This is a genomic window from Pseudomonas sp. PME37.24/025, from assembly GCF_055556615.1.
On record NZ_JBVHNK010000013.1, the window covers coordinates 38,661 to 61,215 of the forward strand.

Below are 22,555 nucleotides of genomic sequence, written 5' to 3' on the forward strand. Positions count from 1 at the left end.
GCCGCAACAAGGCACTAAGCGACTGCTCTCTACTCAATGGAGCAAAGCGCAACGCACCCTGCAATTGAGGACGCTACGTTGCCAGTACCTGGGACTAACTTTTACTGGTCGCCTGCACTGGTGAAATGGGACGGAAGGCGCGGGCCAGTTCCCGCCAGCAACCCGACCGGTTCCACGTCTCTACCCGCCGACAGGGCGACGTCCAAGAATCGATTCGCCCGTACCGAGCGCGCCCTGAGCGCCGCCTGCGCCGCGGCCTTGTAATGCTCAGCGACCTGCCATTTGTTCGTTTTGACTTTGCGCTTACCTTTCATCACGGCTCTCGAAGTGAATCACAAACGTCTACTCCCGACAGGCCTTGAGACATGAGCGGAAGGCCTTGGGACTTCTCCCGACCCCATGCTCGTTGCTCCAAAGGTACCACTCACGTTGATCAGGGTCGGCCACGCGTCTCCTCGGCGTACCGCCCATCGAGCCTCTGAGCACCAAACACGCGATCAGGTTTGAGAATCTTGCTTTCTCAAACCTGAGAATTTGATCGCCAGAACGGTCAACGGCAGTACTGTACAGGTGTAATTACATGGCCTGTAGCGCGATACGAAATCGTCCGCTACGCAGTCATTTTGACTCATCCGGATTACGCCGCCAGTCGCCGAACGGTGCATCGGCCTCCACGTAGCGCATGGCCGTGTGCACATCACGCCAGCCGACATACTCCATCAAGGCTTTGGGACTCCATTGATTGCGGTTGGATCAGGTCGCAAAGCCGCGGCGCGGCGAATGACCGCTGTAACGCTCGCCGACTAACCGCACAGGGTGTGTTGGGCAGATACTTACTGCAAGTCATATGCAATAGGGTGTTCAGGTCCGATACAATTGAATATGCATGTCCTTGCAATTACGCACGCCAAACTAAAACTCAGAAAAACACATCGTCGAAAATCTAAAACGGCAAAGGGTTAACCGTCATAGAAATTTAGTTCTTGGGCTACCGGTGACTGGATACCGCTGGAATCTACGTGACGTCCCTTTGACGAGGGATCACGGACCTAGCCATGCATGACTCCGCTTGCTTCTTCGTGTGCAGCTGAAACCACGCGGCTTGGCTCGGTTGAAAGGAGGTCCTGCGGGCGCTTGCCTCCCAGCCATCCGTTGGGAGAGATAAACCAGAATGAAACGCCCCAACCATCTTTCATAGGACAGAGAACAGATAATACATCTCTAAGGCCGGGAATCGGACTGGCGTCGCCTTGCGATGGGAACGCGTAAACTGGGAAAGACCTGCAGCCATCGTGATCGATCGAGAAAATTCGGTGGTCCGCCTCCCACTCCATAAGTGCGGGACTCAGGAGCTCAACGTGGATACCCAGATGGTTAGCCAGGTCCTGAACTAGAAGGAAATCGCCGCACGTCAGAATATGAGTTCTGGCGAGGGCAACCATCTCCTCTTCTCTTTCTTCGATAGTCCGACGCTTTTCATTTCCTCCTGAAGGCGCCGCCCCTGGACGAGGACACACGACTAGCCCATGGTCCTTTAGTGGTTTATCCTCAGGAGCAGAGATCTCGGCCCGGTTGAATGCCTGGTTCGCAGCAACTTTGACATCTTTATCGGGATCATTTTTCATGAGTTCGCCTCCCAGTTACCTTCCAATTCTCCTGCTGCATGAAGCGCGGCTGGTGGAGCAGCGGGCGCGGCGCCTGACACCTCAGGCGTCAACATCCCTGTGGCTTGATTATATGACGTCAGAGTCAATGATTGCCGTCTCTACGGCCTTCCCCAGCAACGTCGATTTCCGCTAATTCGGTTTGGCGGAAATCGCTAAAAAGAAAGTTCATCAGAGATCCCCGGGAAAGACATTCTTGTAGTGGTCAATTCATCCTGGGGCATCGTACGAGCAGCATCCGGCCATTTCCGTCGCGGAGGAAGGTGGTTTGGTCGGAAAACCCCGTCAGCAGGCCCCAATGTGCAAACCGCGCCCCTCTCGCCGGCTCAGCCAATCCATGTTGCGACTCATCGGCGCGATGGGGATTGGGCTACCGTCGCGGGCCGGTGACCTGCCAGTGATCCGACCGGCTCCAGCTCTCGACCCGCCGCCAGGGCGACGTCTAAGAATCGATGCGCGCGTAGCGAGCGCGCCCTTAGCCGCCGCTGAGCCTCGGCCTTGAACTGCTCAGCGAGCTGCCACTTGGTCGTTTTGACTTTGCGTTTACCTTTCATCACGGCTCCCGAGGTAGTGACGGCCGTCGACTCCCTGACTGGGGTTGAGCCATGAGCGGAGCGTGCTGGGCTCCTCCCGAACCCGCCCGGCAGGCCGCTCGACCCAAAAAATACCACACCCTTCGGTGTTCAGGGTGGCGCCCAGCAACGGAAGGCGGCGCGATTCGCCCGGAGGTGAAAAAACTCCCCTTTCCCCCGCCCAGCCCTTTGCATCACTGCAGGCGTCCAGCCCACCCCGCGAGCGAATCCAAAAGAGAACTACGCTGAAGAGGAGATGGTTCGCTGTAGGCTCGCGCGCGTCCGCCGAAGTGCGGAGTGGCCAGTGCGGTGTAAGGCAAAAAAACCGCGAAACCGGAGAGAAACGCCGCTGACACGGGGTAAGCCCGGCTTACCCCGTGTCAGCAACGACTCTAGAAAACATCGCCAAGGAGGGTTTCATAGCGCGTAATTACATGACACATGACACAGTACGAAATCGTCGGGAGGTTGATCATGGCCCGAGGTGGAATCAATAAAGCACTGGTGCGAGACGCATGTGCGGCCCTGCGCGGCCGCGGGCAATACCCGAGCATCGACGCAGTACGTGTGCAGCTGGGCAATACCGGCTCCAAGACCACTATCGCCCGCTATCTAAAAGAATTGCAGCCGACGACAAATGCCACGTCACCGTCGATCAGGGAGCGCATCAGTGCACCCATACTGCATGTGGTGGACGAGCTAACACGCCAACTGGAAGCGGAAATGCAGCAGGTGGTGGCGCAAGTGCGGGCAGAACAGGCCGAAGAACAAGTCCGCCATGACAGCGAGCAGCAGGAGCTGCAACACGCCTTGCAAGTGCAGACGGCGCAGATAGCCGAGTTACAGATCCAGCTCAAGTCGACCCAAGCGCAACTTCAGCAAACGCTGACCGAGTTAAACCATCAAAACGCGCAAACACAGCACAGCCAAACGGACAATCAAGGGTTATTGATCCGTGTCGAAGAAAAGGACGCGCAGATTGTCCAATTGACCGCACAGCATGCGCAGACCCGGTTGAACCTGGAACATTATCGAGAGCAAGGGCAGACCCTCCGGGAACAGCTGTTGCGCCAGCACGAACACCAATTGCAGGTACTCAATGGCGAGCTGCGCCATTTGCAGGGTCAATACACGGTCAGTCAAGAGGCACTCGTGTTGCTCCATCGCGACAATGAAGGATTGATCCAGCAACTGACGACCCAACAGCAACGGGTGCATCAGCTCGATAAACAGTTACGCGCCGTGTCCGCAAACCACGACAGTCTCCGTGCTCAGCAAGATCAGCAGCAAGGCATCAACCAGTTGCTGTCCAAGCAATTGAGCGAAACGCAGCACTCGCTGCAGCTGCGCACGTTGCGCTGCCAACACCTGGAGACCGAACTTGCGAGCTGGGTTCAACTGGCCAAGGCCGAGGGTTGGTCACTCAAACCCGCTCCCGTCCCAGAGAATACCAAGCCGGGTTAACATCGACAGATCCACAGCCCCACCCTCGCAACACGCCGCTGCGGCATCGATACAACGAATGCAGCGCAGCATCGCCAAAAATCGATCCTCCCGCCGCGTCCAGCCGTCTCAAACTTTGCAGAGTTTGCTCTTGCCTGGTTTGATCTGCGTGCTCCAACACATGACACACCGCTCGCCATTGCGGTTCGTTTCGCACCAGCGGTGTTCTCCAGCAGCGTTCGTGAAGAGCTTGCCAGTACATCACGCGAAAGTTCAGCGCCTCATTATCACTTAGCACGCGAGGGAGGAGATTAAACCCGGAAAGGTATTCTAGCCAGCAACGAACCAGTCCAACGAGTGCATACCGCGCGGGATACCAAATGCTCTCGGCGCAAATACGACTTAATACACTGGCAATGGACTCTAGAAGCCGTAGTGAGCAACCGCGACTCGCAACTAATAACAGGCACACGGTCAATCGATCAAGGTTGTTACAACGTGACAACCATTGTTTCTGCTTAATTAAACCCATGCGTATGAAACCCGAATAATACCGGTTCAACAAAGTGTCCGCACTTACCTGAACCCCAGCCGCACTCAGTTCCAATACGCGCCAAAAGGGGTGATCCACTAACCGCTGCACCGCGGGCACCCGGTTCACGATGCAACGAAGGTGGCCTTCGCAGTCACTGTAGCCTTGCAAGGTTAACCGCCAGCGTTCGTTATTTTCACTTAACCCTGCTCTGTCCATCATCTGCTCGAACGCACGTGCTAAGGCGCGACCAGTCGCGGTAACTCCCTCCTCCTTGCAAAACAATAAGAGCGCCACCTGCATTTTCAAGTGTCGACACTTTTGACCTTCGCAAACAGCCATCACGTTTATCTCCACGACAGCGATCGGTCACTGGTGGTGCTTCGCATACTTCTAAACATTACATCCATTTGCGCAATAACAGTGATAAACATAATTAACGTTTCGCAAAATCAAACAAATGTTTAAACGAAAATACTTGAAAATTCATCATGTTAAAATCAATTATTTATATAATAATACTAACCGCAGCACTGTCGAATTGAGGCTTTGAGGGGGATACTGAAACCGTCAGCGTTCAAGGTGATTTCCATATTTACCAACGGCAGCGTCTACCTCCCTAATTGGAGCTGCGCGTTTCCTTCCGGTACATGTCCGCCCCGGTAAGGCTATATTGCCCACGCCCTTGGATCGATTGATGCGGGTAAGTCTCAGTCCTTGGTAGACCCGCTCTGCGATTCAGAGGAGACATACGATGAACACCTTAAACACTCGCTATTCACCAAAGGTGTATTGCGTCGGCGGCCGGATGTACCGGACGGTTGTTCTCACCCCGACCCGCCTGTGCCTTGAAGACCTGCTGGATGGACAGTGTTTGTCTTTCACGCGGGATGAAGCGCAGCAGATGATCCAGCAACAAGACCTCGTCAGGGTCAAGCGCTCGGCCTTCTGGTTCCTGTGTCAAGACGACCCGCGCTACCGTCGTCACCTGCCCGATTGGCCACTGCATGACGATCGCAAGCCCTGGACAAAAACAACGGCTCAGCGGGCTACGGGGATGCCGTGCCCCTCGATCACTCCGCGCGGCGCTCCAGCTGACTCAGCACCATGGCGCAAAGGCGCTGCGGAGCGTCAGTACCGTTGCGAATTGCTGGCCCAGTGCCGACATAAGGGCTTAAGCGAGCGCCCGTTGGGGCTCGTGCAATCGGTGGTCATTATGGATGAGTTAAGTCGCTGCCGAGGTTATCAGCCGATGACGCTGGCGGAACACCTTCCAAACTCGCTGAAGCCCAAACGACTCGTGCGACAACCGGAAGACATCCAGCAACTCATTTTGCGGGAGGTGCAATCAAGTTACCTGATACGAGGAATGCCGGGGCAATCACTGGCGAAGCACATTGCCTGCCAAATCGTAGGTGTCAATATACTGCGGCCTCCCAAGGAGCAACTCAAGCTGCCCTCCATGACCACACTGCATCGGCTGATTCGTGAACTTCGCAAGCAACTAAAACATCCTCTCTGACGGAGCACTTGCTATGTCTAAGTTTGTATTCCGCACTACTGATGAAGATCTGGTCATCTGCGACACGCAACTGCTGCCTATTAAGGAATCCACAAAGCGCGCTTACCATTCAGTGGCAATGCACGCAGTTTCTGCGTGATGTGCTTGGATGGAATCTGTCAGACTGTTGCTCGGTCTATCAATCATTACAGTACGCAACCATACGTGGCCAATGGGAGACATTGCGTTAAAAAAGGAAACCTTATTACATGGTGGATTCCGGGATGGACTCCAGAAGAATCGTACAAGCGCTGAACGATATCAACCTAGACGTGATGCTCTGCAACTCAATGCCCCACGAGCAGAGCGCGAAATTTTAACGGTTTTTCCGAGCATTTAATCGCTACATTCTTCATATGACAGACGACCGGAATTTAGCAAAGGAGAACAGCATGACACTGGCAGAACTACGTAGACAGTTCGAAGAGTGGTTGAAGATCTGTAAGCAAGGGCCGGGCGATCTCGATACTCGCAAGTCTGGCCAAAAGCCCCTTCAGAATTCCTCCCTCAGTGGCGGAGACAATCATATGCGCAAACCTAGTTAATCAATCGGGAAATTATAGCGATTTTATCTAGTTCCATGATTAGACCTATGCCTGATGTATTGGAGGCAATCGATGGAAAGCCAGATAGCGATCCGCGAGATTACGCGACGAGACGGATACGGCAAACACCTACTGTTTTTCCCTTCTCGGAAGAACCACACTCAGGTGGTGTGCCATAGCACCCTCGAAGCCGACTATTGTGTGCACTTAGAATACGATCTAGCAGTGATTCAGTACGTTAGTCAGCCAGGCGAACTGCAACTTCTGATCAATAATCGCCAGCGCCGATACCGACCCGACTTCCAGGTGGAAACGTCCGAGCAATGCTACTACACCGAGGTCAAGGTCAACTTCAACGAACTGTCTTCGCGCTGGGCGACAACACTTCGCGTAGCACAGGAAACATTACGCGAGAAAGGGATCCAATTGGTATTGGCCGACCTCGCCAAAATTCGTCCCGCTGAACGGCTGAGGAGTCTTAAGTTCCTATACTTTCATTCATTTAACGTCAGCCCTGATGAGTTTGGCTGTTGTATGCGGCTACTACCCGCACTGCAGTACCCGGTCAGCTTGCGGCAACTATTGGTGCACCCATCCCAAGTCCGTGAGCGCGCAATCTATAGAGCCCTGTTTGAACGCTTGCTAGATTTTGACCTCAGTCAACGCCTGACCCTTGAAACTCCGATTTGGGGGGCTCGTGATGAACATTAGCGAACCAAAGGTCGGTGCGCAGTACAGGCTAGATGGTCAAATCTACGAAGTCATAAGTATTGATGGTAACGACATTGCTATGTGTTCGTTGATTCATCAATACCGCCGCTTCATCGAGCGCGACATGTTTGCCAGCATGGAGCAAAAGGGAAAGTTGCTTCTGCACCAATGTGCGCCCATTGACATCAACCCCGCTGTCCGCTTTGCATCAATGCCTGAGCCACAGCAAGAAAAGGCTCACTCACATTATGCTTACGCAATCGAGTGCTTGGAGAGCCTCGGAGGCAGGCTTCCACGCGTCGCAGCCGAGGCGCTGATCAAGCGCGTCGCCTCCAGAATTCACGATGACAATCCACCGAGCCTGATTTCCGTTTGGAGATGGAAAAAGAAGTTATCGGATAACAACTGCAATCCCTTATCACTCCTCAGATTGGCACCTAAATCTCGTCCCAAACGACTACCAGTTTGCACTGAAAATCTCATACAGCACTACATAAAGACAGTTTACCTTCAAAAGGAGCGACCATCTATAACTCATACATATAAGTTACTAAAGGGGCATGTCGCAAAAGAAAACAGAGAGCGTATTAAGTATAACGGCGAGACAATTGAAATACCGTCGTACGCAACCTTCCGTCGCAGGATATTGCAAAAAGATTGTTACTACGTCACCCAACAACGAGAGGGTACCAAAGCCGCCAAAAAAAAGAATAAGTTTAGCGGTCATCTGTTTATCGATGACGATCCATATTCCGTGACTATTTTTGATAGCCACGAGATGAACGTGTATGTGAAAGATAAAAAAACAGACGTGGTCGGACGACCAATACTTTCCGCACACATCGTTCCCGCCACTCGGGAAAACTCTGGATGGGATATCTCACTTGGCGCCCCATGCGCGGAAAAAATGATGCGAGCGACGATCCGAGCGATCATCAAAAACGGCAAGATGGCCGGAGTCGTAGCAGATCATGGCTCGGAAATATTGAACAACTGGGCCATTACCACGTTTAAGACCTTGGGTATCAACCCTGATTACGTTCCCGTTGGTGATCCTGACGCGAAAGCTATCATGGAACGTTTCTTCGGCACCGTCAGTACCGGCTTTACCAACAATCTTCCAGGTACAACCAAAGGCTCGCCAAAGGCACGAGGTGATTATGCCTCGGAAGAATGCGCATGTTTAGATCTAGAGCAATTACGCACAGCCTATGCATCTTGGCTGGAGGTATACCATAACACTTGGCACGACGGGTTATATTCCAGCCCAGCACAAGCGAAGGCTCAATTAAGCGCACTCGCGCCCCCCGCTGAACGATACACCGAAGAAGAACTAAAACAACTGTGCGTAAGCAGATGGTATTTGAGACTCGACGGGGGACGAGTCAATACCGAACATCTTACTTGGTTTGGGGCTGGAATACCTGAGGTTCGCCAGAAGCTTAAACGGGATCAAAAGGCAGTGATCTACTACAATCCTTGTGACCTCGGCACCGTCTGGGTGGCTCATCCCGAGACACCAGATGATAAGCATCCGGCGATTGGAACTAATCCGAAATATCAAAATGGTCTGACACTCAGCGATCATAAACTAATAATGGAGCAGCTATCGCGCGAAAAGAGAGCATTTGACGAAAATATCGCACTCATAAAGCTTTACGAACTCAATGAATACGTGGAGGCCTGCAAACTAGCTAACAACAAAGCAAAAAACAAAAAACATAACAGTACTAAATTACCGATTATAGGAGGAGAGGTAGACACTGCTTCATCGCATGTTTGTAGCACAGGAGGCTTCAGCGTGGATGACGAAGATTTTGAAACGCTTTACACGGGTGTTGGAGATAATGATGAAACCGAACATTAAAGCGAAACTGAAGCAATTCAAAGAGTTCACTATCCTCCACCCTTCCTATTCAGAAGCGCTGGAGACGCTCCATCGTTCGATTGAGGCTGCAGATGTGCTGGGTGGAAACTGTGGAGCAGTACTACTGGGCGATTCGGGCACAGGCAAAAGCCGTATTTGTCAACAACTGACCAATGAATATCCCCGTGCACGTTTTGTAAAATCGGAAGATGGTGTTCAAAAAATTGTGCCTGTCGTATCTTGCCTTGTTCCGAACGAAGCAACGGTCAAATCGCTTATGGCCAGGTTGTTGAGGGAGTTTGGAGCTTATCGAGCCTACCAAAATCAGGAAACACTAGAAACTTGTCTTTTTCAAACACTTGTGAGCTGCCAAGCCAAACTGCTTATACTAGATGAATGGCCACACCTTTATCGAACAGGCACCAGTAAAGCCATCAAGAACACCGCAGATTTTTTGAAAGTACTCATGGACATATTTCAACGACCAGTGCTACTGGTTGGAGAGTGTGATGCCGAAGAAATTATCGATTTGCGCGCCGCACTCACTGATCGCTTTCCGTACCGTGCCTATTTGCAACCTTTTTCCTTGAGTACACCGGAAAACTGGAACACCTTTTCCAAGGTACTTCGAGCCTATGCAGTTCATTTAAAGGCTGAAATTGGCTTCGCCAATATTCCCGCGCTCACAGATGAAAGATTGGTACTTGCCTTTTACGTCGCTACAGGTGGAAACTTCCGCGGCCTATTTAACACTCTATTTTCCGCTACAGCGAATGCACTCAAAAGAAACGACGGAGATTTGCTGATTGAAGATTTAGCTGTCGGCTGCAAGTACGTCAAGGTGTCACTACGCCTTACAAAAGAAAACCCATTCGAGATGACCACTGCACAGTTGAAAAAAATAATCACAGTTCCCAGGAAGAAAAAATGAGTCCACTCGTATTTTTCCCGCTTCCGAAAGATCAGGAAAGCGCTATGTCGTTGATATATCGTTGTGCTATCGGCAATGGTATATCAACAAAGCAGCTTCTTCTTGACGCCCATAAGCATTATCACCGCTGCACAACATTCTCTCGGCTTCTGCAAGCCCATGCGATCTGCAGTTTACTGGCCAGTCACCCACTTTTCGACCAGCATGAAAAAGCCAGTATCAAAGCGTGTTTTTACACTACCACACAACGAAGTTCGCTCCACGAAATTGAAGTTGGCGGGGTATTTTTTGCTTCGACGTTGTTGAGAACAGACTTGGCTCTTTGCCCTGGCTGTGCTCGGGACGGCGTTCTCAACCAGATGCATTCTTTCAATTTCTCCGATGTATGCCCAATACATGGAGAATCATACATTGAGATGTGTCCCAAATGCGAAAATAAACTCGAGTGGCGCAGTATAAATAACTACTTCTGCCCCTGTGGCTTCGACCTACGTCTGACTCCGACTGTGTTACTAAACAAAAACATGAGTCAATTACTCAGCACGGCATTGAATCAAAAAGATGTGCAGTTCTTTTCTCTCTTCGCTTCAGCCATGACCGCGATGCGCTTCGCTCACGCACATGAAAATCGAAAAATTATTCTAGAGTGTTGCACAAGAATAGCGACAGGTAACAGAACCTTTTTTTTTCGAGAAGTGGAAAAGTTGCAGGAACGATTTCCAAGCCTCCACCGCCGTGCGTTACTTGCCCCTTTTCTACTCAGCGCAAACTCCATGCTCAGTCAATACGCTCAAGAATACTATTTCAGTGCAAGCCAGACTCGACCTAAGAGCCATGCTGCCAATTGCTCGTGCGGCGAACTGGTTTTTGAAGCTCAAGAGATGAAGCTAATATTCGGCACTTATGAGAATTTCATGGCATTACGAAGTGATCGCCGCTGTGTAGGTTCATCTACTCGGTACTCCGTGCGAAAAACCTTTCAATGCCCTCAACTATGCAAAACGATATACACCCACAAGGACATTGAATGGGAACGAGATGACATTCCTGCGGAGCCATTGCCAGGATTCGAGTTATTGAATCACATAGCGGCAGCTGAACTCTTAGGTTCGACCCCTTCAACCGTACGCAGACTTATAAAAGCCGGCCTACTAAAAGGGGCAAAAATCGATAGCTCCTCAAGATTAAGCACTACTTTGAAATTAGCCCAGGAATTCAATGCAAAATATATACTGAGGAGCGAAATAACTAGAAACAGCGGATTACTGAGCAACGAACTCAGACCCCTTCTTTTAAACCTAGCGCCGATAGCGATACGAACTACCCGCTACGGAAAAAATCTTTTGATATACCAAAGAAAACAGCTACCCGAAATTTTGCGCCACCGACTAGATCAGCGAAACATGAAACTTTTCAAGGCAGCCCCCCCTCCTAAAGGAATGATGACGTTCAACGTAGTTTCCGAGCATCTAGGCATGCCCGCAAAAGACGTCTACGCGCTTGTAAAATTAGGGATATTAGAATCCGCAGCCGGACCGGTCCAAAGGGCGAAAAAAATACCTAGGCAATACTGCACCATTGAAGGATTGGAAAAGGCACTCAATTGGAGGAAAGAGCATCTATCTGTTTCGGAGTTCGACGAAATAACCGGCTGTGACTCCCGCATCATCCACACACGATATATTGAAACCGGTTTTATTCAATTTATTAATCTAGAGAGGGCTTATATCACACTTGAGAATGCAAAAAAGATTTATGCACACTACAGCACATACATTACACTGACCACTCTATGCATAAAATTTCGAGTTTCCAAACCAGTAATAGTTGCACTTATAGATGCAGGAAAAATTAGACCTCTGCCACCCGACCATCCAGATGCTATCAATGGGCATACAATCATAAGATTAGACGAAGCCAATAATGTACTAAATGGCCGACATAAAACCCCCAACACGACACGTAGGCTACGAAATACTATCAAGCCCATACGTAAAATCTACAACCATTATCTGACGTCTTCTGAGACACTCAAAGCCATAGCCGAATCTATAGGCATCGATCCCATTAAAAAGCTCGACACAAATAACAAATCACCCTCAACCACATCATAAGCAGGAACAACACAACATCCAATTTGGAAATTATTCACGCAAAGTTTCTCGAAGACGACTGACACCAAACTAACGATCAATCATATATATTAGTGAATTTGCTAAGAAATGAGCAAACCGAGACCAATATTGTTTATCTTATACTCGGCCTGTGAGTTTCTAAACCATCGCCAGCTTTGTAAAAATTACAGCTCAAAGAAATCGCCACTAGCAAACATTCCGACATCTGACCGACGCCCGCACTCATCCAGTAACAAATCTCTTCCCCAAATGATCCAGATTCCCCCTTGATAATTCATTCAATCTTGCGCCCTGACACAGGGCAAAGGCTCTGATTGCAAAAGCGATGCTCTACTTTTCGAAAAACACCAACTTAAGTGGAAAAAAGATTTCTCATAGTGAGAAAACTTTCTGGTAACCCATTGTTTTTGCTGATGCTACAATTTCGGGACCAATGAAAACCCATGCCTGCACACGGCCGTTAACTGTTTCCCCATGCGCAAACTTTTGTACCTGACCTTCTCCATGGCGTTGATCGCCGCCCTCACGACCTACGCAATGTGGGCCGCGGACCGTCCGGTGGGTCATTACCTGTCGGACCTGCGCATCAATCTCGCGGTCGATCAGGGCACTCCCGCCGATCGTGGCAATCTGCTGGGTATCCAGCCCGAGCTATTCCCCACCGATTATCAAAGCCCCGAACGCCTGCACCGCAAACTCGCGGCCTACTTGCAGAAGGCTCAGGATCAGGGCCTGCTGAATGAAAAAACCATCGTCGTACTGCCCGAACACGTCGGTACCTGGCTGATGATCAGCGGCGAAAAGGACGAGTTGTACCAGGCCACTACGCTCAAGGAAGCCATGAACTGGCTGGCGGTGAGCAACCCGTTGCTGTTCATCCGCGCCCTGATCAGCGCCGAAGGCGGTAGCCGCCTCGACGACGCGCACTTGCGGATGAAAGCCAAGAAAATGGCCAAGAGTTATCAAGCGCTGTTCGGCGGCCTGGCGAAAGAATTCCGTATCACTCTGGTGGCGGGTTCCATCGTGTTGCCCGAGCCGAGTGTCAGCGATGGCACCCTGAAGATTGGCCGCGGTGCCTTGTACAACAGCAGCGTAGTGTTCGGTCGCGACGGTTTGCCGATTGGCCAGCCTCAACGGCAAATGCACCCGACTTTCGCTGGGCACGACACTGTCGAAGCCAGTTCCGAGCACACGATCAACGTCGTCGATACACCAGCCGGGCGCTTGGGCGTTCTGATCGGCAGCGACAGTTGGTATCCGGACAACTATCGCAAACTCGACGATCAAGGCGCGCAACTGGTGGCGGTCCCGGCGTTCGTCGTCGGGCGCGGGTCCTGGGATCAACCGTGGCGCGGCTACAAAGGCCAGTCCACGCCGAACTCTGTGAGTCTCAAGGCTGGCGAACTCAGTGAAGGTCAGGCCTGGCATCGGCTGACGCTGATCGCCCGACCGTCCGGCAACCAGGCCATCGCCGGCATGAGCGTGTTCCTGCGCGGTCAGTTCTGGGACAAGGGCAGCGCCGGTCAAAGCTTCCTCAGCAGCAACGGGCAACAATTCGCCGACGGCGATGCCCGGGGCGCGCGTTTGCTGAACCTCTGGCTGTAAGCGATGAAACCGCAGCCGATGCGCCTCGGGGATTTGTCGGTGGGCTTCGTCCATAGCTTGGCCGACGCCGTGCGCAGCCATGGCCTGGACCCACAACCACTGCTCGAACAATACGGCCTCGATGCCGCACGGCTGGCCGAAGCCGGCGCCCGTCTCTCGATCCCGCGCTACATGCGCCTGGGTCACGGCGCCATTCAACTGACCGACGACCCGACACTGGGTTTGCGCATGGGCCAGCTCAGTCGCCTGAGCCAGGCCGGCCTGGCCGGAGTCACCGCCGCCCAAGCCCCCACCGTGCGGGAAGCGGCGCGCTGCCTGATTCGCTTCGAAGCGCTGTATGGCTCCAACTATCGCGGCCAGTCGAGCTTTCATGAAGACACCCAAGGCGCCTGGCTGCGGTTCTATTCCATCAGCCCCTACAACGCCTACAACCGCTTCGTGGTGGATTCGATCATCGCTGGTTGGTTGCAGCAGTTGTCCAGCGTAAGCCCTGCCCCGCTACGCGCCGAACGGATCGAGATCGAATTTGCAGCGCCGGATTACCGCGAGGCGTACGCCGTGCTGGGGGATTGTCCGATTCAGTTTGGTGCCGAACAGAATCAACTGCGCCTGAGCCTGGACAGCCTCGCCCAGCGCAACCCGCAGCACTGCCCGAGCACTTGGCGGCACCTGCTGCAACTGTGTGAACGGGAACTGGAGCAACTGACACGCACCCGCAGCCTGCGTGAACGCATCACTCAGTTACTGGGGCCGTTGCTCAATGGTGGTCGGGAACCCGACCTGGAAGAAGTGGCGGCACGCCTGAAGCTGCCAACCTGGACCTTACGTCGCAAACTCGCCGAGGAAGGCACGCAATTTCGTGCAATTCTCAACGATACACGCCGCGACCTCGCCATGACCTACATCCGCGACACCGAACTGGCGTTCGGGGAAATCGCCTACCTGCTGGGTTTTGCCTCAGCCGAAGCCTTCCAACGGGCCTTCAAACGCTGGAACGGCCAGACCCCCGGCGAGTTTCGCCGCAGTCATCGCCAATCCGCGTAAGGCTTACAACTCTGTAGCGTCTTCGGCCGGTTCCAGCGGGTCCAGTTCAAACGCCTGATACTCGAGCAGTTCTTCTTGATAATCGTCCATTATTAAACCCCCATCGCCTGTTGAAAAAATCGTTTGAATAAATGACCAGCGCCCTGAGCATAAAGTGTCCGCATGAAAGAAAAATGACGCGGGCATGACACTACATCGCTACTGAATAAAACGTAGCAGGTGGTCAGGAATTTATCACAGGATTTTTTCGATACGAGCTGTAGGAATACGGCTCGATTTGATGTGGATCAATCTTGGAAAGTGTTACGGGATCGGAGTCGTCTGACCCGATCCGTAACATCAGCCTATTACTGGCCGGAGACAGGCATGGCCGAAATTGGCTCGGTCGGTGCCGGCATGGTGCTTGAATCCGCCGGTGGAGTCGCCGATTCCGTGGACGAACTCGGCTCGCTGCCCTGCTCCGGGGTAATCGGCGCCGTTTCAGCAGGAGGCACAACAGGCTCCGAACTGGCTGGTGCGGGTTCAGCTGCTGGCGCTGGAGCAGGCGCAGGTTCTGCCGCCGGGGTCGGCGCCAACTGAGCCGGCGCAGCCTTGGCTTCAGGCACACCCAGATCAGTCTTTGGCTTCTCGATAATGTGCGCGGCTTTCTTCGCTTCCGGCGGCAGGAACAACTCGACCAAGGCAAAGAAACGCTCGTAGAACTTGGCCGAGGATACGGTTTCGCTGGCGACTTTTACCATCGAGTCATCGGACGAGCCGATCGGCATCGATACCGAGCCCAACACACCCACACCGAGGCTGGCGGAGTTGTTGGTCTTCTTCAGCGCATAACGGTCCTGAAGAGCGTTAGCGAACATGGTCGCGTGGTGCCCCTCGCTGCCGTCATCGGCACAGACCACACTGAAGCTGATCTCCATGTGGGTATCGCCAGTCTGCTGGAAGCTCTTGTGCCCACTGACCAGTTTCGGATCGGCGCTGGTGATGATGTAACCCTGGCTGAGCAAAGCCCGACGGGCGGCCTCGCAGGTCTGCGCATCGGTCACCGGATAGTTGCGCGAGAACGTTCCGGAATCGTCGAAGTTCTCATGCTCGTAGATGGCGGCTTTCTTCGACGAACAACCGGCAGCGGCGGCCAGCACCAAGGCCAGCCCGAAAACACGCATGGGAATTGATTTAAACATTGAACATCCTGAGAAAAACGGTTCGGGGCGTATTGTGCAACAGATCGATGCTTAGCGTCGCACCGTTTAGTGTCTTGAAACAGTTACAAGTCTACTGACTGTTACTGACAGGAAAAAGTCGCGCGGTAAATAAGCAGGCGACGGGTAGCTCATGCCGTTTTTGTTTCACCCATAAAAAACCCCAGCCTTTCGGCCGGGGTCTTTGTGTCGCGCAAAGCTCAGTCAAGCATCAGAAACGCTTGATCTCAGCCTCGCTTTCCAACAGTTTGCGGTAGGCCGCAAAGTCTTGCTGGCCAATGCGCGAGGCGAGGAAGCGACGGTATTGAGCCTTCTCTTCTTCGGTCGGTGCCGCAGCTTCGTTCACGCCGTTCAGACGCACGATCACCAGGCTACCATCGGCCAGGGTCACGCTGCTGAAGGTCGGCTTGTCTTTGGCAACCGGTTTCGGCATGCGGAACAGCGCTTGCAGCACAGTTGGGTCGACCCCTTCCTGAGCACGAGTCGCAGCTTGAGTCACTTTCCAGTTCTGGCCGTCGATCGCCTTGTCCAGTGCAGTCTTGCCATCGCGCAGGCTGACGATCAGTTGATCAGCCTTGGTCTTGGCGGCAGCACTGGCATGCTCCTTGGTCAGTTGCGCACGGATGCTGGCAGCCACGCTTTCCAGCGGCAGCTGCTCAGGCTTGCGGTGTTCCTTGGCGCGCAGAACGATCACGGTTTCCGGGTCCAGCTCGATGGCGGTGCTGTTGGCACCCTCATCCAGCACTTCAGGACTGAACGCAGCGGTCACCACGGCACGGTTGGCGGCAACACCTTCGCCACCTTCACGGCCGAATGGCGCGGAGGTGTGGACGGTCAGCTTCAGGTCCTGTGCTGGCTGGGCCAGATCGGAGGCCTCGAACGAAGAGTCTTCCAATTGCTTGGTCGCCTCGACGAAACGCTGCTCGACCTGCTGGGTTTTCAGCTCGCGGGTCAGCTTGTCTTTCAGGCTGGCAAACGTCGGCACTTCAGGGGCTTCAACGCCCAGCAGCTTGATCAGGTGGAAACCGAAGTCAGTGCGAACCGGCTCAGAAACCTGATCCTTGGCCAACGAATACAGGGCTTTTTCAAACGCTGGATCATAGACGCCTGGACCTGCATAGCCGAGGTCACCGCCGTTGTTCGCCGAGCCTGGATCCTGGGAGAATTCCTTGGCCAGGGCCTCGAATTTCTCGCCTTTGGCCAAACGCGCCTGCACTTCTTCGATTTTGGCCTTGGCTTGCGCCTCGGTCACCTTATCGTTCACTTCGATCAGAATATGCGCAGCCCGGCGTTGCTCGGACAGGTTCGCGGTTTCTTTCTGATACGCCGCTTGCAGGTCTTCGTCCTTGACGCTGACCTGATCAAAGAAGGACGCCTTCTTCAATTCGAGGTAGTCGATGACCACCTGATCCGGCGTCATGAATTCTTTGGCGTGTTCGTCGTAGTAGGCTTTGACTTCGTCGTCAGTCAGTTTCACCGCCGCAGGATCTGCCTTGATGTTCAAGGTGGCGAAATCGCGGGTCTGTTTTTCCAGACGGGCGAAGGCCAGAACCTGTGCATCGGTGACAAAGCCGCTACCGGCCAAGCCAGCGCGCAGCTGACCGATCAACATTTCCTGAGCCAGCATCTGGCGGAATTGCAGACGGCTATAGCCGAGTTGACGGATCACCTGATCGAAGCGCTCGGCGCTGAACTTGCCATCCACCTGGAATTCAGGTGTTTGCAGGATCACCTGATCCAAAGCCGCTTCAGAGAAAGCGAATTTCGATTTTTCTGCGCCTTGCAGCAGCAGTTTGCGATCGATCAGGCCTTTGAGGGCCGATTCACGCAACATTTTTTCGTCGAGCAAGGAAGCATCGAAATCCTTGCCCAGCTGTTGCATGAGCTGACGGCGTTGCATATCGACCGCCTGGCTCAGCTCGTTCTGGCTGATTTCTTCGCCATTGACCTTGGCCGCATCATTGCTGTGCGTCGTGGCCTTGAAAATGGCGTCGAAACCGGTCAAAGCCATCAATGCAACGATGACCCCGATAATGGTCTTGGCAATCCAGCCTTGTGAATTGTCCCTGATATTCTGCAGCATGCGTCCCCCAGAAACGGTTGAACTTCAAAATTAGGCAACCGTGGAGCGTGGGTAGAATCCGGATAGAAGAAAGGCGCATCCGAGGATGCGCCTTCTCGTAACTGGCGGAGCGGACGGGACTCGAACCCGCGACCCCCGGCGTGACAGGCCGGTATTCTAACCGACTGAACTACCGCTCCGCTGCCAAGTCAGGAATGACCCCGACCCGGATAGGCAAAAACCTGAATCGAACTTAGTTGACAGCTTCTTTCAGTGCTTTACCGGCTTTGAAACCTGGTTTTTTGGCGGCGGCGATTTCCAGCGTCTTACCAGTCTGTGGGTTACGACCGATGCGAGCTGGACGATCGGTCACGGAGAAGGTACCGAAACCAACCAGAACAACAGAGTCGCCAGCCTTGAGAGCGCCAGTGACGGATTCGATTACAGCGTCCAGCGCACGGCCAGCAGCAGCTTTCGGGATATCAGCGGATGCAGCGATAGCATCAATCAGTTCCGACTTGTTCACTCTAAGTCCCCTTATATCTATTTGAGTTTGATTCTAAGTTTTTTGGTGAAAGCAAAAAAACGAGTGCTGAATGGCCTACAGACACTTAAGAGCCGCTTTATAACAAGGGCTCTAAAAAACTGTCAACAAGCCCCCCAGGCAAATGCGTACTAATGCGTGCTAATTCTTTCCTTAGAGTCAGACTCGCGTTTTTCATCCTTTGCAACGATCTCCGGAACCACATCCGGCAAGGGCTCCGGCGCGTATTGCAGCGCAATTTGCAGGACCTCGTCAATCCATTTAACTGGTTTAATCTGTAGATCTTGCTTGATATTGTCAGGAATTTCCTTCAGATCGCGTACGTTCTCTTCAGGAATGATCACCGTCTTGATTCCGCCACGGTGAGCAGCCAGCAGTTTTTCCTTCAATCCACCAATCGCCAGCACCTGACCACGCAAGGTGATTTCGCCGGTCATGGCAACATCTGCGCGTACAGGAATGCCAGTCAATGCTGACACCAGGGCCGTGCACATGCCTACACCGGCGCTAGGGCCATCTTTCGGCGTTGCCCCTTCAGGCATATGGATATGCGTGTCGCGCTTCTCGTGGAAGTCCAGAGGAATCCCCAGGCTCTTCGCACGGCTGCGGACAACGGTCAGGGCTGCGGTGATCGATTCGACCATCACGTCACCCAGGGAACCCGTCTTGATCAACTGGCCTTTACCCGGTACGACCGCGGCTTCGATGGTCAGCAATTCGCCGCCCACCTGGGTCCACGCCAAGCCTGTTACCTGGCCGATCTGATCCTGCGACTCAGCCAGACCATAGCGGAATTTACGCACACCCAGGAAGTGCTCGAGCATGTCGGCGGTGACCTTCACCGAGAAGCGTTTTTCCATCGCATGCTCTTTGACCGCCTTGCGGCAAACCTTGGCAATCTGGCGCTCCAGCCCACGTACACCGGCTTCGCGGGTGTAGTAGCGGATGATGTCGCGAATCGCTTCGGCGTCGAATTCCAGCTCGCCCTTCTTCAGACCGTTGGCCGTAATCTGCTTCGGCGAAAGGTATTTGACGGCGATATTGATCTTCTCGTCTTCGGTGTAACCCGGCAGACGAATCACTTCCATCCGGTCCAGCAGTGCTGGCGGAATGTTCATCGAGTTGGAGGTGCAAAGGAACATCACATCGGACAGGTCGTAGTCGACTTCCAGATAGTGATCGTTGAAGTTGTGGTTCTGCTCGGGGTCGAGCACTTCCAGCAACGCCGATGCCGGATCGCCACGCATGTCGCTGCCCATTTTGTCGATTTCATCGAGCAGGAACAGCGGGTTGCGGACGCCTACCTTTGTCATCTTTTGAATCAATCTTCCTGGCATCGAACCGATATAAGTCCGGCGATGACCACGAATTTCCGCCTCATCACGCACACCACCAAGGGCCATGCGGACGAATTTGCGGTTGGTGGCGTGAGCGATCGACTCCGCCAGAGAGGTTTTACCCACCCCAGGAGGACCGACCAGGCACAGCACCGGGCCACGAATCTTCTTCACGCGCTTCTGCACGGCGAGGTATTCGAGGATCCGCTCTTTGACTTCTTCCAGACCATAGTGGTCGGCGTCGAGAATATCTTCGGCACGAGCGAGGTCCAGACGCACCTTGCTCTGGGCCTTCCACGGCACCTGAACCAGCCAGTCGATGTACGAACGCACCACCGTCGCTTCCGCAGACATTGGCGACATTTGCTTGAGCTTATTCAGTTCGGCCTGAGCCTTGGCCAACGCGTCTTTCGGCAGACCAGCGGCATCGATACGCTTTTTCAGCTCTTCGATTTCGTTGTGGCCTTCGTCGCTGTCGCCCAGCTCTTTCTGAATGGCCTTCATCTGCTCATTCAGGTAGTACTCGCGCTGGCTGCGCTCCATTTGCTTTTTAACGCGGCCGCGAATGCGTTTTTCGACTTGCAGCAGATCGATCTCGGCATCCAGCAACGCCAGAACGTGCTCGACCCGGGCCGACAAATCGATGATTTCGAGGATTTCCTGCTTCTGCTCGATCTTCAGGGCCATGTGCGCGGCCATGGTGTCGACCAGGCGACCTGGCTCGTCGATGCTGTTAAGCGACGACAGGACTTCAGCGGGGACTTTCTTGCCCAGCTGCACATATTGTTCGAACTGAGCCAGCAGGCTGCGGACAAACACCTCCGACTCGCGCTCAGGCGCGTCGACTTCGTCGATCAGCGATACTTCGGCACGGCAGTGGCCGTCGACTTCGCTGAAGCGCTCCACGGCGCCCCGCTGCTCACCTTCGACAAGAACCTTGACCGTGCCGTCAGGCAGCTTGAGCAGCTGCAGAACGGTAGCGATGGTGCCTACGCGATAAAGTGCTTCTTCACCGGGATCGTCGTCAGCAGGATTTCGCTGAGCCAGCAGAAGGATCTGCTTGTCGCCCGTCATCGCTGCCTCGAGGGCTTCGATGGATTTCTCGCGCCCCACGAACAGCGGGATAACCATGTGCGGATAAACCACGACATCACGCAATGGCAGGAGAGGCAATTCGATGGTTGTCTTCATGATTTCGCCTCTACGGCGGCCATAAGGCCGTAAACAGATGGATGTAAGCTTGAAACCAAGATGGGGGCTGCTTTCAAAAAAAACAAGCGGATAAAAGAACCACTTTAAAGATCGACGCTTACGGTAGCGCCTGCATGGGTCCGGATACATCCAAAAAGCTCGGATGTCATACCGCCTTCGCAGCGGTGCGGCGATCCGACAAGCCAGCCCCCACAATAGCAAAGGGGCCCGAAGGCCCCTTCTTTATTTCAGCAGTGTGACGCTTAGGCGTCCGGCGCTGCCTTGGCAGCCGGCTCACTGTTTTCGTAGATATACAGTGGCTTGGACTTACCTTCTATAACGCTTTCATCGATCACTACTTTACTCACCTCGGACTGCGAGGGGATTTCATACATAGTGTCGAGCAATACACCTTCGAGGATCGAGCGCAGTCCACGGGCACCGGTTTTGCGTTCCAGAGCACGTTTGGCGACCGATTTCAGCGCGTCGGCCCGGAATTCCAGGTCCACGCCTTCCATCTCGAACAGCTTGGCATACTGCTTGGTCAGAGCATTTTTCGGCTCGGTGAGAATCTGCATCAACGCAGCCTCATCAAGCTCGTCCAGCGTGGCAAGTACCGGCAGACGACCGACGAACTCCGGGATCAGACCGAACTTGACCAAATCGTCAGGTTCGACTTCACGCAGGGACTCACCGACTTTCTTGCCTTCTTCCTTGCTGCGAACTTCCGCGTTGAAACCGATGCCGCCCTTGGTGGAACGGTTTTGAATAACCTTTTCCAGACCGGAGAACGCACCACCGCAGATGAACAGGATGTTACGGGTGTCGACCTGAAGGAATTCCTGCTGCGGATGCTTGCGACCACCTTGAGGTGGAACGGAAGCGACCGTGCCTTCGATCAACTTGAGCAGGGCCTGCTGCACGCCTTCACCGGAAACGTCCCGGGTGATCGACGGGTTGTCAGACTTGCGCGAGATTTTGTCGATCTCATCGATGTAGACAATGCCCATCTGGGCTTTTTCTACATCGTAATCGCACTTCTGCAGCAGCTTCTGAATGATGTTCTCGACATCTTCACCGACATAACCCGCCTCGGTGAGGGTGGTTGCGTCGGCGATGGTGAACGGAACGTTCAGCAAGCGGGCCAGTGTTTCGGCAAGCAGGGTTTTACCCGAGCCTGTCGGGCCGATCAGCAAGATGTTGCTTTTGCCGAGTTCGACGTCGTCATTCTTTTTGTCACGCTGGTTCAAACGCTTGTAGTGGTTGTACACCGCTACGGCCAGAACCTTTTTCGCACGTTCCTGACCAATCACGTACTGATCAAGGATGCCGCTGATTTCTTTAGGCGAAGGCAATTTATGCGCGCTGCTTTCGGCCTGGGCTTCCTGCACCTCCTCACGGATGATGTCATTGCACAGGTCGACGCACTCGTCGCAGATAAAGACCGAGGGGCCGGCAATCAATTTGCGTACTTCATGCTGGCTTTTGCCACAGAAGGAGCAATAGAGCAGCTTGCCGTTGTCCTCGCCGTTGCGGGTGTCAGTCATTCGTTCGATCCAAATCCGATAGGCTTGCAACACAAGATGAAGGCTATTGCGGGCTTTTTCAAGCC

15 protein-coding genes and 1 tRNA gene are annotated in these 22,555 nt (G+C 53.5%); 8 read left to right on the top strand and 8 right to left on the bottom strand.

Annotation, left to right across the window (positions count from 1 at the left end; translation table 11 throughout):
- Nucleotides 1–1,049: 1,049 nt before the first annotated feature.
- Nucleotides 1,050–1,625: a hypothetical protein gene (locus ACZ3HH_RS22915; RefSeq protein WP_465807930.1), complete on the bottom strand. Its 576-nt coding sequence runs from the start codon at nt 1,623–1,625 to the stop codon at nt 1,050–1,052.
- Between the two features lie 1,085 nt (nt 1,626–2,710).
- On the opposite strand from ACZ3HH_RS22915, the gene ACZ3HH_RS22920 reads away from it, so the two are divergent.
- From ACZ3HH_RS22920 to ACZ3HH_RS22955, 8 genes are all read left to right on the top strand, one after another.
- Nucleotides 2,711–3,700 (top strand): DNA-binding protein, encoded by a 990-nt coding sequence (locus tag ACZ3HH_RS22920; RefSeq protein WP_465807932.1) that lies wholly within the window; start codon nt 2,711–2,713, stop codon nt 3,698–3,700.
- A 1,265-nt stretch (nt 3,701–4,965) separates the two neighbouring features.
- Nucleotides 4,966–5,733 (top strand): hypothetical protein, encoded by a 768-nt coding sequence (locus ACZ3HH_RS22925; protein WP_465807934.1) that lies wholly within the window; start codon nt 4,966–4,968, stop codon nt 5,731–5,733.
- A 656-nt stretch (nt 5,734–6,389) separates the two neighbouring features.
- Nucleotides 6,390–7,028 carry a hypothetical protein gene (locus tag ACZ3HH_RS22930; RefSeq protein WP_465807936.1) on the top strand — a complete coding sequence of 213 codons (639 nt, stop codon included), beginning with the start codon at nt 6,390–6,392 and terminating at the stop codon, nt 7,026–7,028.
- The gene (locus tag ACZ3HH_RS22935) at nt 7,018–8,895 is read left to right on the top strand and encodes a DNA-binding domain-containing protein (RefSeq protein ID WP_465807938.1); all 1,878 of its coding nucleotides are present in this window, start codon (nt 7,018–7,020) and stop codon (nt 8,893–8,895) included. The genes ACZ3HH_RS22930 and ACZ3HH_RS22935 overlap by 11 nt, the downstream gene beginning before the upstream one ends.
- Complete coding sequence (locus tag ACZ3HH_RS22940; RefSeq protein WP_465807939.1) at nt 8,834–9,826, top strand: TniB family NTP-binding protein; 993 nt, start codon at nt 8,834–8,836, stop codon at nt 9,824–9,826. The genes ACZ3HH_RS22935 and ACZ3HH_RS22940 overlap by 62 nt, the downstream gene beginning before the upstream one ends.
- Complete coding sequence (locus tag ACZ3HH_RS22945) at nt 9,823–11,940, top strand: TniQ family protein (protein ID WP_465807941.1); 2,118 nt, start codon at nt 9,823–9,825, stop codon at nt 11,938–11,940. Before ACZ3HH_RS22940 ends, ACZ3HH_RS22945 begins: the two co-directional genes overlap by 4 nt.
- A gap of 495 nt (nt 11,941–12,435) precedes the next feature.
- On the top strand, nt 12,436–13,566 hold the full coding sequence (locus tag ACZ3HH_RS22950) for a carbon-nitrogen hydrolase family protein (protein WP_465807943.1): 1,131 nt from the start codon (nt 12,436–12,438) through the stop codon (nt 13,564–13,566).
- Nucleotides 13,567–13,569: 3 nt separating this feature from the next.
- Nucleotides 13,570–14,610: an AraC family transcriptional regulator gene (locus ACZ3HH_RS22955; RefSeq protein WP_465807945.1), complete on the top strand. Its 1,041-nt coding sequence runs from the start codon at nt 13,570–13,572 to the stop codon at nt 14,608–14,610.
- 3 nt (nt 14,611–14,613) lie between these two features.
- On the opposite strand, the gene ACZ3HH_RS22960 is transcribed toward ACZ3HH_RS22955, so the two are convergent.
- The 7 genes from ACZ3HH_RS22960 to clpX form a co-directional block, all read right to left on the bottom strand.
- The gene (locus ACZ3HH_RS22960; RefSeq protein WP_465807947.1) at nt 14,614–14,796 is read right to left on the bottom strand and encodes a hypothetical protein; all 183 of its coding nucleotides are present in this window, start codon (nt 14,794–14,796) and stop codon (nt 14,614–14,616) included.
- 161 nt (nt 14,797–14,957) lie between these two features.
- Nucleotides 14,958–15,791 carry a DUF2242 domain-containing protein gene (locus tag ACZ3HH_RS22965; protein ID WP_465807949.1) on the bottom strand — a complete coding sequence of 278 codons (834 nt, stop codon included), beginning with the start codon at nt 15,789–15,791 and terminating at the stop codon, nt 14,958–14,960.
- Nucleotides 15,792–16,020: 229 nt separating this feature from the next.
- Nucleotides 16,021–17,892 carry a SurA N-terminal domain-containing protein gene (locus ACZ3HH_RS22970; protein ID WP_460145304.1) on the bottom strand — a complete coding sequence of 624 codons (1,872 nt, stop codon included), beginning with the start codon at nt 17,890–17,892 and terminating at the stop codon, nt 16,021–16,023.
- 102 nt (nt 17,893–17,994) lie between these two features.
- Nucleotides 17,995–18,071, bottom strand: a tRNA-Asp gene (locus ACZ3HH_RS22975).
- Between the two features lie 53 nt (nt 18,072–18,124).
- Nucleotides 18,125–18,397, bottom strand: coding sequence for an HU family DNA-binding protein (locus ACZ3HH_RS22980; protein ID WP_002552737.1), 273 nt, complete (start codon nt 18,395–18,397; stop codon nt 18,125–18,127).
- Nucleotides 18,398–18,546: 149 nt separating this feature from the next.
- The gene (gene lon, locus ACZ3HH_RS22985; RefSeq protein WP_007901802.1) at nt 18,547–20,943 is read right to left on the bottom strand and encodes an endopeptidase La; all 2,397 of its coding nucleotides are present in this window, start codon (nt 20,941–20,943) and stop codon (nt 18,547–18,549) included.
- 263 nt (nt 20,944–21,206) lie between these two features.
- A complete protein-coding gene (gene clpX / locus ACZ3HH_RS22990; protein WP_007946893.1) occupies nt 21,207–22,490 on the bottom strand; it encodes an ATP-dependent Clp protease ATP-binding subunit ClpX in 1,284 nt (427 codons plus the stop codon).
- Nucleotides 22,491–22,555: the final 65 nt, after the last annotated feature.